The 15,878-nt window shown below is 68.6% G+C and carries 14 protein-coding genes; 5 read left to right on the top strand and 9 right to left on the bottom strand.

What is annotated here, in order from left to right; all coding sequences use genetic code 11:
• Positions 1 to 74: 74 nt before the first annotated feature.
• Positions 75 to 1,229, bottom strand: coding sequence for a phosphoserine transaminase (locus C8J26_RS03135; RefSeq protein ID WP_107956671.1), 1,155 nt, complete (start codon positions 1,227 to 1,229; stop codon positions 75 to 77).
• Between the two features lie 185 nt (positions 1,230 to 1,414).
• Between C8J26_RS03135 and C8J26_RS03130 the strand changes: the two genes are divergently transcribed.
• Both C8J26_RS03130 and C8J26_RS03125 read left to right on the top strand, forming a co-directional pair.
• On the top strand, positions 1,415 to 2,086 hold the full coding sequence (locus tag C8J26_RS03130; RefSeq protein ID WP_107956670.1) for an extensin family protein: 672 nt from the start codon (positions 1,415 to 1,417) through the stop codon (positions 2,084 to 2,086).
• A 46-nt stretch (positions 2,087 to 2,132) separates the two neighbouring features.
• A complete protein-coding gene (locus tag C8J26_RS03125) occupies positions 2,133 to 3,017 on the top strand; it encodes an LOG family protein (RefSeq protein ID WP_056412318.1) in 885 nt (294 codons plus the stop codon).
• Positions 3,018 to 3,140: 123 nt separating this feature from the next.
• Here C8J26_RS03125 and C8J26_RS03120 read toward each other — a convergent pair whose 3' ends face one another.
• Complete coding sequence (locus tag C8J26_RS03120) at positions 3,141 to 3,842, bottom strand: c-type cytochrome (protein ID WP_107957035.1); 702 nt, start codon at positions 3,840 to 3,842, stop codon at positions 3,141 to 3,143.
• A 116-nt stretch (positions 3,843 to 3,958) separates the two neighbouring features.
• Here C8J26_RS03120 and C8J26_RS03115 point away from each other — a divergent pair, with 116 nt between their 5' ends.
• Complete coding sequence (locus C8J26_RS03115; protein ID WP_107956669.1) at positions 3,959 to 4,861, top strand: prephenate dehydratase; 903 nt, start codon at positions 3,959 to 3,961, stop codon at positions 4,859 to 4,861.
• 44 nt (positions 4,862 to 4,905) lie between these two features.
• Here the strand turns inward: C8J26_RS03115 and C8J26_RS03110 are convergent, their stop codons facing one another.
• From C8J26_RS03110 to C8J26_RS03100, 3 genes are all read right to left on the bottom strand, one after another.
• Positions 4,906 to 6,216 (bottom strand): sensor histidine kinase, encoded by a 1,311-nt coding sequence (locus tag C8J26_RS03110; RefSeq protein ID WP_056413403.1) that lies wholly within the window; start codon positions 6,214 to 6,216, stop codon positions 4,906 to 4,908.
• A gap of 83 nt (positions 6,217 to 6,299) precedes the next feature.
• Positions 6,300 to 6,965: a response regulator transcription factor gene (locus C8J26_RS03105; protein WP_055881618.1), complete on the bottom strand. Its 666-nt coding sequence runs from the start codon at positions 6,963 to 6,965 to the stop codon at positions 6,300 to 6,302.
• Between the two features lie 23 nt (positions 6,966 to 6,988).
• Entirely contained in the window at positions 6,989 to 7,297 is a 309-nt protein-coding gene (locus tag C8J26_RS03100) for a hypothetical protein (protein ID WP_407818095.1), read from the bottom strand.
• Positions 7,298 to 7,424: 127 nt separating this feature from the next.
• Between C8J26_RS03100 and C8J26_RS03095 the strand changes: the two genes are divergently transcribed.
• Both C8J26_RS03095 and C8J26_RS03090 read left to right on the top strand, forming a co-directional pair.
• Positions 7,425 to 9,203, top strand: coding sequence for an ABC-F family ATP-binding cassette domain-containing protein (locus tag C8J26_RS03095; protein ID WP_107956668.1), 1,779 nt, complete (start codon positions 7,425 to 7,427; stop codon positions 9,201 to 9,203).
• Between the two features lie 100 nt (positions 9,204 to 9,303).
• Positions 9,304 to 9,561 carry a hypothetical protein gene (locus tag C8J26_RS03090; RefSeq protein WP_056412332.1) on the top strand — a complete coding sequence of 86 codons (258 nt, stop codon included), beginning with the start codon at positions 9,304 to 9,306 and terminating at the stop codon, positions 9,559 to 9,561.
• 68 nt (positions 9,562 to 9,629) lie between these two features.
• On the opposite strand, the gene C8J26_RS03085 is transcribed toward C8J26_RS03090, so the two are convergent.
• Genes C8J26_RS03085 through prsK form a run of 4 tightly spaced genes read right to left on the bottom strand, consistent with a single transcriptional unit; the run spans position 9,630 to position 15,874 of the window.
• On the bottom strand, positions 9,630 to 10,433 hold the full coding sequence (locus C8J26_RS03085) for an ATP-binding protein (RefSeq protein WP_107956667.1): 804 nt from the start codon (positions 10,431 to 10,433) through the stop codon (positions 9,630 to 9,632).
• 38 nt (positions 10,434 to 10,471) lie between these two features.
• Positions 10,472 to 12,472, bottom strand: a complete 2,001-nt coding sequence (locus C8J26_RS03080; protein WP_107956666.1) for a tetratricopeptide repeat protein — start codon at positions 12,470 to 12,472, stop codon at positions 10,472 to 10,474.
• Positions 12,465 to 13,823 (bottom strand): PEP-CTERM-box response regulator transcription factor, encoded by a 1,359-nt coding sequence (gene prsR / locus C8J26_RS03075; protein ID WP_107956665.1) that lies wholly within the window; start codon positions 13,821 to 13,823, stop codon positions 12,465 to 12,467. The genes C8J26_RS03080 and prsR overlap by 8 nt, the downstream gene beginning before the upstream one ends.
• The gene (prsK, locus tag C8J26_RS03070) at positions 13,820 to 15,874 is read right to left on the bottom strand and encodes an XrtA/PEP-CTERM system histidine kinase PrsK (protein WP_107956664.1); all 2,055 of its coding nucleotides are present in this window, start codon (positions 15,872 to 15,874) and stop codon (positions 13,820 to 13,822) included. Before prsK ends, prsR begins: the two co-directional genes overlap by 4 nt.
• Positions 15,875 to 15,878: the final 4 nt, after the last annotated feature.

The following is a 15,878-nucleotide window of genomic DNA, read 5'->3' as shown; positions in this document are numbered from 1 at the left end:
TGGTACGGGGAGGTGGCGTGCGTGGCAGCCCCTCACCCCAGCCCTCTCCCCGGAGGGGAGAGGGAGCGATAATATTAAGCGGCCTTGGCGGTGGCGTAGGCCCAGTCGAGCCACGGCCCGAGCGCCTCGATGTCGGCGGTGTCGACGGTCGCGCCGCACCAGATGCGCAGGCCCGGGGGCGCGTCGCGGTAGCCCGCGACGTCATACGCAGCGCCGGCCTTTTCGAGCGCGGCGGCCATCGCCTTGATCATCGCCTCGTCCGCACCCTCGACCGTCAGGCAGACGCTGGTACGCGAGCGCGTCGCCGGATCGGCAGCGAGATGGCCGAGCCAGTCGCGGTCCGCCACGATCTTGTCCAAGGCCGCGGCATTGGCGTCGGAGCGCGCGATCAGGCCGTCCTCGCCGAGCGACTTCGCCCATTCGAGGCTGAAGATCGCGTCCTCGACCGCCAGCATCGACGGCGTGTTGATCGTCTCGCCCTTGAACACGCCCTCGGCGAGCTTGCCCTTCGAGACGAGGCGGAACACCTTGGGCAACGGCCAGGCGGGGGTGTAGCTCTCGAGCCGCTCGACCGCGCGCGGGCCGAGGATCAGCACGCCGTGCGCGCCCTCGCCGCCGAGCACCTTCTGCCACGAGAAGGTCGCGACATCGATCTTGGTCCAGTCGATGTCATAGGCGAACACGCCCGACGTCGCATCGGCGAACGACAGGCCTTCGCGGTCGTCGGGGATCCAGTCCGCGTTGGGCACGCGCACGCCGCTGGTGGTGCCGTTCCAGGTGAACAGCACGTCGTTCGACCAGTCGACCGCACCCAGATCGGGCAGCTGGCCGTAATCGGCGCGCACCACGGTGGGGTCGATCTTGAGCTGCTTGACCGCATCGGTCACCCAGCCCTCGCCGAAGCTTTCCCATGCGAGCGCGGTGACGGGCTTAGCGCCCAGCATCGTCCACATCGCCATCTCGTACGCGCCGGTGTCGGAGCCGGGGACGATGCCGATGCGGTGCGTATCGGGGAGCTTGAGCAGTTCGCGCATCAGATCGATGCTGTACTGGAGGCGGGTCTTGCCGATCTTCGAGCGATGCGAGCGACCGAGCGAAGCGGTGGCGAGCTTGTCCGCGGACCAGCCCGGAGGCTTCGCGCAGGGACCGCTGGAGAAAAAGGGGCGTGCCGGCTTAGTTGTCGGCAGCGTAGGCGCACCCGTGGCGGGGGCGTAGGTCGTATCAGTCATGTATCTCTCCTCACAGAGAGCACGCGCGGCGTTGGGACCGCGTGGCCCGTTGCCGGCCCTAAACACGTGGCGCGGGGAGTCAACCGCTCCGGACTCGCTCCCCCGCGCCGCACCCTCGCCCCGTCACCCCGGGCTTGTTCCGAGGCCGGTGGTGCAGCACGTCGTCCATCATGCGGGGTAAGACGATGGGCGAACACGGAAATGCGCGCAGCGTCACGGCGATGGCGATGCTGGCATTGGCGCTCGCCGGCTGCGGTCGCGCCGATCGCCCTGCAGCCCCGCAACAGACGCGCCCCAACCTGTCGGTTCCGAGCAATCGCGAGACCGCGCAGTGTCTTGCCGACCTGCGCGAGCTTCACGTCTCGTTCCAGGTGCTGCCCGACCGCGAGACCGGGCCCGGCTGCGGCCTGTCGGGCACCGTGAAGCTGGTCGACATCGGCGTGCCGGTCGCCAATCTCACCGCGGTGCGCTGCGGCGCGGCGCGGGCATTTATCGGCTGGACCCGCAACGCGGTCGCGCCCGCCGCCTACCAGATGCTCGGCAGCGAGCTCGCGCGGATCGACAGCATGGGCAGCTATGCGTGCCGCAACGTCGTCGGCTCGGCGCGGAACGCTACGCGCCGCTCAGGCCATGCGATCGCCAACGCGGTCGATGTGGGCGGATTCGTGCTGAAGGACGGGCGGCGGATTACCGTGTTGAACGACTGGAACTCGCCCGATCCGCAGGTGCGGCAATTCCTCCAGACGATCCGCGCGTCGGCGTGCAAGCGATTCGGGACGGTGCTCAGCCCCGACTACAACGCCGCGCACCGCAACCACCTGCATCTCGAAGACGATCGCGCGAATTTCTGCCGTTAGTACACTGGTCTAGCGGCGTGCGCCCGTTTCCTCTAATCCCGCCTGAATGACAGATACACGCATACCGTCGCGCGTTTTCGCGAATGCCAGCCAGGACGCCGAGTCCGCTCGCGAGATCGTTTCCACCCCGCAAACCCAGCATGCGCATTACCGCCTCGCCTTCCAGGACATGGACTTCCTGCTCCGCGAAGACCTGCGCCCGGTGCGGTTCCAGCTTGAGCTGCTCAAGACCGAACTCGTCCTCGAGGAGGCGAAGATCGCCTCGACCTTCGTGTTTTACGGCTCGGCGCGGATCCCCGAGCCTTCGAAGGCCAAGGCACTGCTCGAACTCGCCACCGACGAAAAGTCGAAGAAGATCGCCGAGCGGCTCGTCGAGAAGTCGAAATATTACGACGTCGCGCGCGAGCTCGCCGCGAAGGTCAGCGTGCTGCCGCGGGACGAGCGCGGCTGGCGGCAGTTCGTGGTGTGTTCGGGCGGCGGTCCGTCGATCATGGAGGCCGCAAACCGTGGTGCGACCGATGTCGGCGCCGAATCGATCGGGCTCAACATCGTCCTGCCGCATGAGCAGGCGCCCAACCCCTATGTGACGCCGTCGCTGTCGGTGCAGTTCCATTATTTCGCGCTGCGCAAGATGCACTTCCTGCTCCACGCGCGCGCGCTGGCGGCATTCCCGGGCGGGTTCGGGACGTTCGACGAGCTGTTCGAGCTGCTGACGCTGATCCAGACGGGCAAGATCCAGCCGATCCCGGTGCTGCTGTTCGGCCGCGCCTTCTGGGAGCGGGTCGTGAATTTCGATGCGCTGGTCGAGGAAGGCGTCGTCAGCGAGAAGGATCTCGGAATCTTCCGCTATGTCGAGACCGCGGACGAGGCGTGGGACGCGGTGCAGTCCTTCTATCGCGAGCGGGCCGCGGAGGACGCGGCGGACGCCTGACGCTCTGCTCCCTCTCCCCCTTCCGGGGAGAGGGTCGGGGTGAGGGGCTGTGCCAGGTGACGCGCTGCTGGGCGACCCCTCACCCCAGCCCTCTCCCCGGAGGGGAGAGGGAGCAGAAAAGCATTATTTCTCCGAGCGGGCGCCCTTGCGCGCGGCTTCGGGATCGACCGAGGGCGCGCCGGAGGCGGGGGTGCCGGTGTTGGCGATGTCCGCGGTCGGTGCGCCCTCGGTGGCCGCGGCTTCCGCCGCGTTCGCGGTCGCGGGCTGATCCTTCGCCGCCGGCGCGGCGCCAGCCGCAGGCGCCGCGGGGAGCGGCAGGTTCGAGCCCTGCTGGTTGAGATACAGGATCACGTTCGCGCGGTCCTGCGCGTTGCCGAGGCCGGCGAACGTCATCTTGGTGCCGTTGGCGAACTTGCGCGGGCTGGTCAGCCAGGCGTTGAGCTTGTCGAAATCCCACTTGCCGCCGACACCCGCCAGCGCTGCGGAGAAGGCGTACCCGCCCTTGCCCTTGGCAATTTCCTCGCCGACCGTGCCGTACAGGTTCGGGCCGACGCCGTTCGCGCCACCCTGGTTGATCGTGTGGCAGGCGGCGCACTTCTTGAACACCTCGGCGCCCTTGGCGGCGTCGGCGGTCGGCAGCAGCGAGGCGATCGGTACCTCGGCAGCGGCACCGCCTGCGCCTTCCTCGACGACGCCCTCGATCGCGTAGCCCATCTTCTCGGGGCGCTCGCCGTGGAACATCATCCCACCGACGATCGACAGTCCGAGTGCCGCACCACAGCCTGCGAGCACCCAGCCGGCGATCGTATTGGTCCGATTGTCCATCTTGTGCATCCGCCCTGTTCTGTTTGGGATAGCCATAGAAAAGGCGGACGCGCACCGCAACCCGCGGCTGCACCCACTCTTGAACATGCGCACGCGTGCCAGTACGCGCCCGGCGCATGGAAAACTTCGCCGCACCCGCCCGCCCCATCGTCGCGCGGATGACAGAAGCCGCCGCCGCAGACCCCACGCGCGCGGTCGCATTCCAGGGTGCGCCGGGCGCCAACAGCCATGTTGCGGCGGTCGAGGCGTTCCCGGATGGCCTCCCCCTCCCCTGTTTCGATTTCTCCGACGCGATCGACGCGGTGAAGGACGGCCGTGCCGACTGCGCGATCATCCCGATTGAGAATTCGCTGCACGGCCGCGTCGCCGACATTCATTTCCTGCTGCCCGAATCGGGGCTGGTCATCACCGGCGAGCATTTTCTGCCGATCCGCCATGCGTTGATGGGCTGCGGACCTCGCGACGGGATCCGCCAGGCGATGAGCCACCCGCAGGCGCTCGGCCAATGCCGCCACTGGCTTAAGGCGCACGGGATCGAGCCGGTGAGCTATCCCGACACCGCGGGCGCGGCGGCGGTCGTTGCCGAGCTCGGCGATCCGGCGATCGCCGCGCTCGCGCCGCCGGCGGCGGCCGGGCTGTACGGACTGGAACTGCTCGCGACCGACATCGCCGATGCGGATCACAACACGACCCGGTTCGTGGTGCTGGCGCGCGGCGGCAAGCCGCCCGCGGCGCAGGAGCCTCTCGGCGGCGCGTGGATGACGACGCTGATCTTCGAGGTGAGGAACGTCCCCGCCGCGCTCTACAAGGCGATGGGCGGCTTCGCGACCAACGCCGTCAACATCACCAAGCTCGAAAGCTACCAGCGCAACGGGAGTTTCTCGGCGACCGAATTCTACGCGGACGTGGTCGGCAAGCCGGGTGACGCGAACCTCGATCATGCGCTGGAGGAACTGGGGTTCCATTCGAAATGGCTGCGCGTGCTGGGGACGTATCGGCAGGCGCGGTCGCGAGGATAATCAACTCAGTCCGTCATCCTGACGAAAGTCAGGATGACGATGCGCTAGTTCGCGGCCGGCAACCGCAGCCGGACCAGCAACCCGCCGAGATCCTCGCTCTCCTCGAGCGCGACCGTTCCCTCGTAGATTTCCGCCACGTCGCGCACGATCGCCAGCCCCAGGCCAGTCCCGGGCTTGCCCGTATCAAGCCGCACGCCGCGATCGAAGATGCGGACGCGTTCTTCCTCGGGGATGCCGACGCCATCGTCCTCGACGAGGAATTCGACGAACCCCGATTGCGCGCCGACCGTGACGAACACGCTGCCCCCGCCATATTTCGCCGCGTTCTCGATCAGATTCCCGAGCATCTCGTCGAGATCCTGCCGCTCGACATGAACCTGCAGCCCGCGCGGCCCGGTCACGTCGATCCGGACATGGCGATACAGCCGCCCGACCGCGCGCTCGACCGATTCGAGGCTCGGCCACACATCGGCGCGGCTGTGCGCAGACCCGCGCCGGCCCACGGCGCGGGCTCGGGCGAGATGGTGGTCGACCTGGCGGCGCATCGTCCGGGCCTCGCGGATCACCGTGTCGGCAAGGTCGTCCGACTGCGCGGTGGCGGCGTTCATGATCACCGTCAGCGGCGTCTTGAGCGCATGCGCGAGGTTGCCGGCGTGGCGTCGCGCCTCCTCCGCCTGGCGTTCGTTATGCTCGATCAGCGCGTTGAGTTCCTCGACCATCGGCGCGACTTCGACCGGCATCGCGCTCGACACGCGGTTCGACTGGCCCGCGCGCATCCGCGCGATCTCCTCGCGCACGCGGCGCAGCGGCCACAGCCCGTAAAAGGTCTGGAGCGCCGCCATCACGATCAACCCGAGCGCGAGCAGCGCGAAGCTGCGGACGAGCGTGCGGCGCAGCGTCGTGATCTGCGCGTCGAGCCCGTCGCGGCTCTGCGCAACCTGGAACCGCCAATGGACCTTGGAGCCGGGGATGACCGCGTCGCGCTCGACGATCCGCAGCTTCTCGTCGGGGAATTGCGTGCTGTCGTAGAAATGCGCGTTGCGATCGTCGTGCGGGCCGCCGAACGCGAGCTTGCGATCCCAGAGCGAACGCGACGGGAAATCCTCGCGCCCCTTGCCCGAGACCTGCCAGTAGAGCCCGGAATAAGGCTCGACGAAGCGCTGGTCGGCGGCCGCGTCGCGCGAGAAGATCACTTCCCCCTCGGGCCCGATCTCTGAAGAGTTGAGCAGCGACCGCAGGACATATTCGAGCTGGTCGTCGAAATTGCGGGTCACCGCCTGCGTCAGCACGCGATCGAGCGCGAACCCGCCGCCGCTGAGCAGCACGACGATCCAGACCGCCGCGATCAGGATCATCCGTCGCGACAGCGATCCCTTCACGGCCGCCGGCACGCGGATCGGTCCCTCTGTCAGCGGCGCGGTGTCCATGGCCGGACCGATCAGGCGTCCGGATCTTCGAGGCTGTAGCCGAGGCCGCGGATCGTCGTGATCACGTCCTGGCCGAGCTTCTTGCGGATTCGCGTGACGAACACCTCGATCGTGTTCGAATCGCGATCGAAATCCTGGTCGTAGATATGCTCGATCAGCTCGGTACGGCTGACGACCTTGCCCTTGTGATGGAGCAGATAGCTCAGCAGCTTATATTCCTGCGCGGTCAGCTTCACCGGCTCGCCGGCGCGCGTGACCTTGCCGCTGCGCGTGTCGAGGCGGATGTCGCCTGCGGTCAGCTCGGACGAGGCGTTGCCGCTAGCACGACGGATCAGCGCGCGAAGACGCGCGATCAGTTCCTCGCTCTGGAACGGCTTGGCGACGTAGTCGTCCGCGCCCGCATCGAGCCCGGCAACCTTGTCCGACCAGCTGTCGCGCGCGGTCAGCACGAGCACGGGCATCACCTTGCCCTCTTTGCGCCAGCGGTCGAGCACGGTCAGCCCGTCAATCTCGGGCAGGCCGAGATCGAGCACGACCGCGTCGTAATTCTCGGTCGAGCCAAGGAAATGGCCTTCCTCGCCATCGACCGCGAGATCGATCGCATAGCCGGCCCCCTCGAGGGTATTCTTCAATTGCTGGCCGAGATTCGGCTCGTCCTCGACGATCAGAACGCGCATGATACTCCTCTCGATTACGGTTTTCAGCGACCCGTGCGGCCGACGATCTGGCCGGTGCGGCCATCGACGTCGACCCAGATGACGGTTCCATCGCGCAGGAATTTCAGCGTGTAAATGGCGCTGCCCGAATCATAGTCGGAGCCGAGATACTGCGCGCCCCGCATCGTCGGGATCACGCGCGACTCGATTTCGCGCAGCGACGGGGCACCCGTCTTGCGCGCCTGCAACGCCGACATCTGGTCGCTGCGACGCTGGAGGGGCTCGCCCGCCACCAACGGCGCGGCCCCGATCAGGAACGGCGCTGCGGCCAGGGTCGCAAGAAAAAGCAACATCTTCATCGCCGTGACATAGGGCCCCGGCATTGAACAGCCTGTGAATGATCGTGACAGGCCGTGGACAGCACGAAGCCGGCGAGGTGTAACTTGCCTGCATCACCTCGCCCCCCTACGTGGCGCGGACATGGCAGCACCAATCTTAGCATTCGAAGGCCTCGGACTCGTCCAGGGCTCGGGATGGCTCTTTCGCAACCTCGACATCCATATCGGACCGCGCGATCGGCTCGCGCTGATCGGCCGCAACGGTGCGGGCAAGACGACCTTGCTCAAACTGCTCGGCGGCAGCGTCATCGCCGACGAGGGCCGGAGGGTGATCGTCCCCGGCACGCGCGTCGTCATTCTCGAGCAGGAGCCCGATCTGCGCGGTTTCGCAACCCTGCGCGATTACGTGATGGGCGGCGACGATGCGCCGGTCAGCTACGAGGCCGACTCGATCGCCGACCAGCTCGGCATCGACCTGTCGCGCGAGGCGGGCTCTGCCTCGGGTGGCGAGCGACGCCGCGCGGCGATCGTCCGCGCGCTCGCGCAGGATCCCGACGTGCTGCTGCTCGACGAGCCGACCAACCATCTCGACATCGGCGCGATCGAATGGATCGAGGATTGGCTCAAGCGCTTCCGCGGCGCGTTCGTCGTCATCAGCCATGACCGCACCTTCCTGACCCGGCTCACCAAACAGACTCTGTGGCTCGATCGCGGCGCGATCCGGCGCGCGGAGATCGGTTTCGGCGGGTTCGAGGCGTGGACCGAGCAGGTCTATGCCGAGGAACAGCGCCAGGCCGAGAAGCTCGACGCACGGCTCAAGCTGGAGGAGCATTGGCTGCTGCGCGGCGTCACCGGGCGGCGCAAGCGCAACCAGGGCCGCCTGACCAAGCTGCACGAGATGCGCGCCGAACGCGCCTCGATGATCGGGCCGCAGGGGTCGGCGAACCTGACCACCGCCAGCGACGACAGCAAGTCGAAGGTCGTGATCGACGCGAAGAACGTCACCAAGGCGTATGGCGACCGCACGATCATCGGCGACCTGACGTTGCGCGTCACGCGCGGCGACCGGATCGGCATCGTCGGCCGCAACGGCGCGGGCAAGTCGACGCTGCTCAAACTGCTGACCGGCGAGATCCAGCCCGACAGCGGCTCGATCAAGCTCGCCCAGACCTTGGACGCGGTGGTGATCGACCAGCAGCGCAGCCTGATGGCGCCCGAGAAGACGGTGCGCGAGGTCGTCGTCGACGGCGGCGAGTGGATCGACGTGCTCGGCGTGCGCAAGCACATCCACGGCTATCTGAAGGACTTCCTGTTCGACCCGAACATGGTCGACGCGAAAATCGGGTCATTGTCGGGTGGCGAGCGGTCACGCCTGTTGCTGGCGCGCGAATTCGCCAAGCCGTCGAACCTGCTCGTGCTCGACGAGCCGACCAACGACCTCGATCTCGAGACGCTCGACCTGTTGCAGGAGGTGATCGGCGATTATGACGGCACCGTCCTGATCGTCAGCCATGACCGCGACTTTCTCGACCGGACCGTGACGATCACGCTCGGGCTCGACGGCTCGGGCACGGTCGACGTGGTCGCAGGTGGCTATGAGGACTGGGAGAAGCGCCGCGCCTCGACGACCACCGGCAAGCGCGCGTCGAAGAAGGTCGCCGCGACCGCGCCGGTGGCGGCGCCGCGCGCGAAACTGACCTACAAGGATCAGCGCGACTATGAGCTGCTGCCCAAGCGAATCGAGGAACTCGACGCGCAGATGGCGGCGGATGCGATCAAGCTCGCCAAGCCCGACCTCTACATGCGCGACAATGCGACGTTCGCGAAGCTGACCAACGCGATCGAACAGGCAAGGGCAGAGAAGGACGCCGCCGAGTTGCGCTGGCTCGAACTGGCCGAGATGGTCGAGGGCGCACGCTAATCGACAGCAAAAGTCGAAAACTAAACTGAGTTAAGGTCGCAATTCGTTGACTTATGTTGCGGTGCAATGCATGGGCCAAGCGATAATTTTGGAGAATACCATGAAGCTCAAGGCCCTTACCGGCAGCGCACTCGCTGTTGCCATGATGACCACCTCGGTTGCAGCATCGGCTGCCCCCGTTGCGAACGCTGCCAGCAGCCTGTCGCTGTCGAACGCACGCGTCGGTTCGGCAACCACCGGCGAGAGCAAGCTCGCAGGCGGCGGCGGCATCTTCGCAATCCTGATCGCAGCTGGCGTTGCTGCAATCGGCATCGTTGCGATCGTCAAGGACGACAACAACGATTCGGACAGCAACTAAGAGTTGTGGGCCGGCGCCTCGGCGCCGGCCCGTTCGTTTCAGACTACCGATCCTGAGCCGCAGCCGGCCTAAAGCGCCCTGCCCATGCGACCCGCCAGATCGACGACATATTGCCACGCGATGCGCCCCGAGCGGCTGCCACGACGCGTCGCCCAGCCGACGGCCTCGCCCGGCTCGAACGCCAGATCATACCGCTCCGCATACGCCGTGACGATCGCAAGATACGTCTCCTGATCGAGCGCGTGGAACCCCAGACTGAGACCAAATCGATCCGCCAGCGCCAGATGGTCGTCGGCCGAATCGCGCGGGTTGATCGCGCGCTCCTGCTCGGCGATATCGCGCGGCGCGAGATGGCGGCGATTCGCGGTGACGAGCAGGCGGACATTGGCAGGCCGTGGTTCCGCGCCCCCTTCCAGCACCGAGCGCAACGTCCGCGCCTCCGCCGGCACCTCGAACCCCAGATCGTCGACGAACAGCGCGAAGGCGCGCTCCTGCCCTGCCAGCATCGCGAACAACGTCGGCAGGCTGTCGAGATCCGACACCTCGATCAACGCGAGATCGCCGCCATCCGCCTGAATCGCAGCGACCGCGCTTTTCACCAGCGCGGACTTGCCCGTGCCGCGCGCGCCCCACAGCAGCACGTCCTGCGCCGCGTAGCCGCGCGCCAGCCGGTAGAGATTCGCCAGCAGCGACGCCTTTTGCCGGTCGAGCCCGATCAGCATCGCCAGCGGTAGCGGCGCAAACGCCCGCGCCGCGACCAGCCCGCCCGCACGCCAGACATAGGCCGGGTGCGCGCGCAGGTCGGCTGCGGGCGGCGGTGGCGGGGACATGCGTTCGAGCGCGGCGGCGATACGGTCCAGCGGGTCGGTCATCGCGTGCTCTTGGCCGTGCGCCCCGGTCGTGACAAGAGTCAGCGCAGTTGGCGCAGATGCCCCGCGATCGCCGCATCGCCGGGTGCGAGACGAGTGGCCTTGACGAGCAGCTGCCGGGCGCCCTCCTCTTCGCCATTCGCGGCCAGCGCGACGCCGTAAGCATCGGCCGCGGCCGCGCGCATCGGCGACAGGCCATAGGCCGCGCGGCCATAGCGGACCGCGATCGCGCCATCGTCGCTGCCCGCATAGGCGAGCGCGAGATCGGCGAGGACCGCACCGTCCTGGTTGCCGACCCGGCGGCGGATCCCCTCGAGCGTCTCGATCGCGCTGTCCCAGTCGCCCGATGCGACCTGCCAATGGCCGAGCACGCGCTGGCCCGCGAGGCTTTGCGGGTTCTGCGACAGATAGAGCGCCAGCGCGGCCGCCGCGCCCTCCGCGCGCCCGGCGCGGCTGCGCGCGTCGACCAGCCGGAGCATTGTCGGCTCGTCGAACGAGAGGTCCGCGGCCTGCGCGAAGACGCCCGCCGCCTCGGCATAGCGCCCCGCCGCGACCAGCGCATCGCCCAGCGCAAGCTGCGCCGCCGGCGCACCGGGGGCGACGCCCGCAAGCGACCGCGCGCGTGCAATCGCGCCTGCCGTATCGCCCGCGGCGATCTGGCCGCGGATCACCCCGAGCATATAGGTCGGATCGCCCGGCGCGGTCGCGGCGTCCGCCATGAGCGCACCGATCGCGGTGTCGGTCGCAAAGACCGATGCCGGCGCCACGGGGCCCGCTGCGGCGCGATCGCGGAACGACGCAGCCGAGCCCGCGTCGCCAACCGCGTCGAACGCACGCGCGATCAGCGTCAGCGAATAGACATCCGCGTCAGGACGCAGACCGATCGGCCGGAGCGTGTCGAGCGCACCACGTGGGTCGCCAGACCGGAGCAGCGCCGCGCCAAGCAGCTGGCGCGCGACGATGCTGAGCGGTTGCTGGCCGACGAGCTGCCGCCACGACGCCGCCGCCTGTTCGAACTTGCCTTGCGCATAATCGAGGCTGCCGGACAGCAACAGTGCACCCGGCAACCCGTTGATCGTCCCCCCTGCGCTACGCAGCAGCGACCGCGCGAGATCGATCCGGCCTGCACGCGCGGCGAGCGTGGCCTGGAGGTACAGCGCCTGCGGGCTGCCGGGACGCGCCAGCAGCGCGCGACGCGTGACCGCGAGCATGTCGGCGCTCCGCCCGGCATCGCCCAGCGTGGCGGCATATTCGATCAGCGCAGGGTGATAATAGGCATCGCGCGCCAAAGCCGCGTCGAACCAGGGGAGCGCGGCGATCAGGCCATAGCGGCTGCGGATCACTTCGCCCTGCAACGTCAGGATCGCAGGGTCGCGCGGCGCGAGCGCGACCGCGCGCGCGGCCGCAACCGCGGCGCCACCGACATCGCCGGTCGTCAGGCGGAGGCGGCCGAGATCGGTCCACGCCGCCGCATCGCTAGGTGCACCGCCGATCAGCGCCTCGAGCCGCGCGCGTGCATCGACGACGTTGCCCTGCGCCGCCAGCGCGCGTGCGGAAATCCGCGCGGCATAGCCCGCGTAACGCGGCGAGGCCTGCGCCGCTTCATCGAGCGCACCGTCGGGATCGCCCTGCAGCAGATCGGCATGCGCCTGGAGTTGGTGGAGCCGGTCGGCGGGCAATCCCGCATCTTGCGCGCGCGAGAGTTCGGCGTCGGCGGCCAGCCCGTCACCGAGTTCGAGATAGGCACGCGCGAGCACCGCATGCGCGAGTCCCCAATCGGGTCGCGCGGCGACCGCCGCCTGCGCATTGGTACGCGCCGCGCTGTAATTGCCAGCGTCCAGCGTCGCCAGGCTATCGGCGAGCAAGCGGCGCGCATCCGGCTTCGGCGGTCGCAGCGCAAGCGCGACGCCGACCCCGACGACGATCAGGCACAGCAGACCGATCGCCAGCAGGCGCACGCGCGCGCCCGAAAGCGCCGCGGGCATCGTCAGCCGCCGCCGCCGCTTGCGCCGGCGCAGCATCGGATAGCGCGCGTCAGCCATGCAGGTCGTAGCTTTTCAGCAGATCGTACAGCGTCGGCCGGCTGATCCCGAGCAACCGCGACGCGCCCGAGATATTGCCGTCGGCGCGCACGAGCGCCTGGCGGATCGCCTTGCGATCGGCGAGTTCGCGCGCCGCGCGCAGGTTCAGCGCGGCCGCATCCTCGGCCTTGCCGTCGAGATCGAGATCGATCGCGGTGACCAGCTTGCCATCGGCCATGATGACCGCGCGCTTGATCCGGTTTTCCAGTTCGCGGACGTTGCCGGGCCAGCCCCAGCCGTCGATCGCCGCGCGCGCATCGGGAGCAAGACCGGTCACGGCGGGGTTCATCGACGCAGCGTAGCGCGTGACGAAATGGCGTGCGAGCAATACCGCATCGCCGGTCCGGTCGGCGAGCGCCGGGATCCGCACGACGATCTCGGCCAGGCGATAATACAGGTCCTCGCGGAACCGCCCGTCGGCGACCATCGCGTCGACATTCTGGTGCGTCGCACAGACGATTCGCGTATCGACCGGGATCGCCTTGCGCCCGCCGACCCGCTCGATCACGCGCTCCTGGAGGAACCGCAACAGCTTGACCTGCAGCGCGAGCGGTACGTCGCCGATCTCGTCGAGGAACAGCGTGCCGCCCGCGGCCTGTTCGATCTTGCCCTCGGTGGTCTTCACCGCGCCGGTGAACGCCCCCTTTTCGTGCCCGAACAATTCGCTCTCGAGCAGGGTCTCGGGAATCGCCGCGCAGTTGATCGCGACGAAATTGCCGCGCGCACGCGGCGAGGCCTGGTGCAGCCCGCGCGCGAGCAGTTCCTTGCCGGTACCGCTCGCGCCCAGCAGCATCACCGATACGTTGGCAGGCGCGACGCGTTCCAGCGTGCGCGTCACCACGGCCATCTCGGGCGACGCGCTGATCAGACCGCCGAACCCGCCCGCGTCGATCCGCGCGGCAAGACGACGATTCTCCGCCTCCAGCGCGTGGACGTGAAACGCGCGGCTGACGATCAGCCCCAACGCATCGATATCGATCGGCTTGGCGTAGAAATCCCAGGCCCCGTCGGCGATCGCCTGCAGCGCACTTTCGCGCGCGCCGTGCCCCGAGGCCACGATCACCTTGGTATCGGGCTTCATCGCCAGGATGTCGCGCAGCGTGGCGAAGCCCTCGGTGACGCCGTCGGGATCGGGCGGCAGGCCAAGATCGAGCGTAACGACCGCCGGCTCGTGCGCGCGGATCGCGTCGAGCGCCTGCGTCCGATCGCTCGCGACGACGATCTCATAGCCTTCATACGCCCAGCGCAGCTGGCGCTGGAGCCCGAGATCATCCTCGACGATCAGCAGGACGGGGCGAAGCTTGTCGCTCATGCGGCCACCTCCAGCGATGCGACGGCGGGCAGCAGGATGCGAAAGCGCGTGCCCTCGCCTTCGCGGCTGACGACGTCGAGCGCGCCGCCCATCGCATGGACCAGCTGCCGCGCCTCGAACGCGCCGATGCCGAAGCCCGCGGGCTTGGACGACACGAATGGGCGGAACAGCTGGTCGCGTACGAAACCGGGGCTCATCCCGCAGCCATGATCGATGACGTCGATCGACACGCGGTCGCCCACGGTCTCGATCGACAGCAGGATCGGGTCCTCCGCGCGGCTCGCTTCGACCGCGTTCTGGACGAGCAGGCCGAGCACCTGTTCGAGTCGCGCGGCGTGGCCGAGCGCGCAGGCCGCCGCCCCTTGCGTGACGATCGGATGCTGCGCCCGGCGGGCGGTGGCGACGCGCGCGACGACCGCGGCGACGTCGACCGGCTGGAGCGGCTCGCCGCGGACGGGGCCGTGTTGCGAGAGGCGGGCGAGCAGCGCATTCATGCGATCGGACGAATCCTTGAGCGTGGCGACCATGTCGACGCGGAAATCGGGGTTGTCGGCGTGGCGCTCGGCATTGCGCGCGACCAAGGTCAGCTGGCTGACGAGGTTCTTGATGTCGTGCAGGATGAACGCGAAGCGCCGGTTGAACTCGTCGAAGCGCGCGGCATCGGCGAGTGCGGCGTGCGCGCGATCCTCGGCGAGATAGCTCGCCGCCTGCCGCCCGGCGACGCGGAGCAGATCGAAATCCTCCCAGTCGAGCGCGCGGTCGACCGGCGGTCGCGACAGCACGATCGCGCCGACCAGCGCGCCGCCCATCGCGCCACCATGGACCAGCGGGACGATCGCCCACGCGTCCGTGCAGGCGCGCAGCCAGTCGGGAACGCTCGCCATGTCCTCGGCCGGCGCGGTGCCGGCGCGGACCCGGTCGAGCTCGACGATGCGGGCGTCGCTGGCGAGAAAGCTGGCCAGCCGCTCGTCCTGCGGCCCGGAGGCGTCGGCGCAATCCCAGTTCCAGGTCGCCCCCGGTCCGAGCGATGCACCGTCGGGCACCAGCAACAGGCCGCCCGGCGAATCGGTCAGGTCCGCGATCGACTTCACGACGCGCGCCTGGAGCGAATCGGCGCCGGCACCCGGCTTGCCCAGCGTGTCGGTGAAACGCTGCCATTCCGCGCGATAATCATAGCGGTGGCGGAAAAGATGCTTGGCGACCTTCACCTTGGCCCAGGCGCGCAGCCACGGGGTCGACAGCAGCGTCAGCACGCCCGCGGTCGCGCCGAACACGATAGCGGTCTGCGCGACGCGGACATAGGGACCGGCATAGGCGGCGGCGATGCTCGTCGCGAGCGCGGTCAGTCCGGCGTACAGGATCAACGCCACCGCGGAGAGCGCGCGGACCGCGATCGGCCGCGACAGCGCGATCGTCCAGTCGCCGCTGCGGTGCACGGCGACCACCAGCAGCGCCGCGACCCCGGTCATGATCACGCCGCGCACGACGATCGACACGCCAATCCAGCGCATCTCGAAATAGATGCCGGCCGCGACGATCAGGTCGATGCTCCACATCGCCGCGAGTGCGACCACGACCAGCCGGACGCCGCCGCGCGACGGGGGCGCCGCCTGGTACAGGTGATGGACGAGCACAAGGCCGCTGACCGCGCTCATCATCAGGAAGACGGTGCGCGCCGATTCGACCGCGGCCAGCGCATCGGCGTCGAGCCCCATCCGGCCTGCGACCGCGAGCAGCGCGGCGGTCCCGGCAAGCGCCATCACGACGAAATACACGGCCCCCAGCGCATAATTGCCCGCGCGATCGCGCCGGACGAGCGCGAGCATGAAGCCGAGCCACGCGATGTCGCGCACGCTCGCGACGATCCGCGTCGCGACGTCGCGCGAGTCGATCCCCGCGACCGCAAGCGCCCACAGGCTGGTGATGGCGAGCGCGAGGACGAACGGCGCGTGCGGCCATGGCACGCTCGGCCGCCGCATCTGCGTCAAGGCGAGCGCGCCGAACAGCAGCGCCGCCAGCGCATAGCTCCAGAGCACCAGCGTGGTGATCATACGC

It is taken from the genome of Sphingomonas aurantiaca, assembly GCF_003050705.1.
In the GTDB taxonomy this organism is placed as follows: domain Bacteria; phylum Pseudomonadota; class Alphaproteobacteria; order Sphingomonadales; family Sphingomonadaceae; genus Sphingomonas; species Sphingomonas aurantiaca.
The sequence above is the reverse complement of the archived record's forward strand: the minus strand, read 5'-3'. Positions and strand labels throughout refer to the sequence as shown.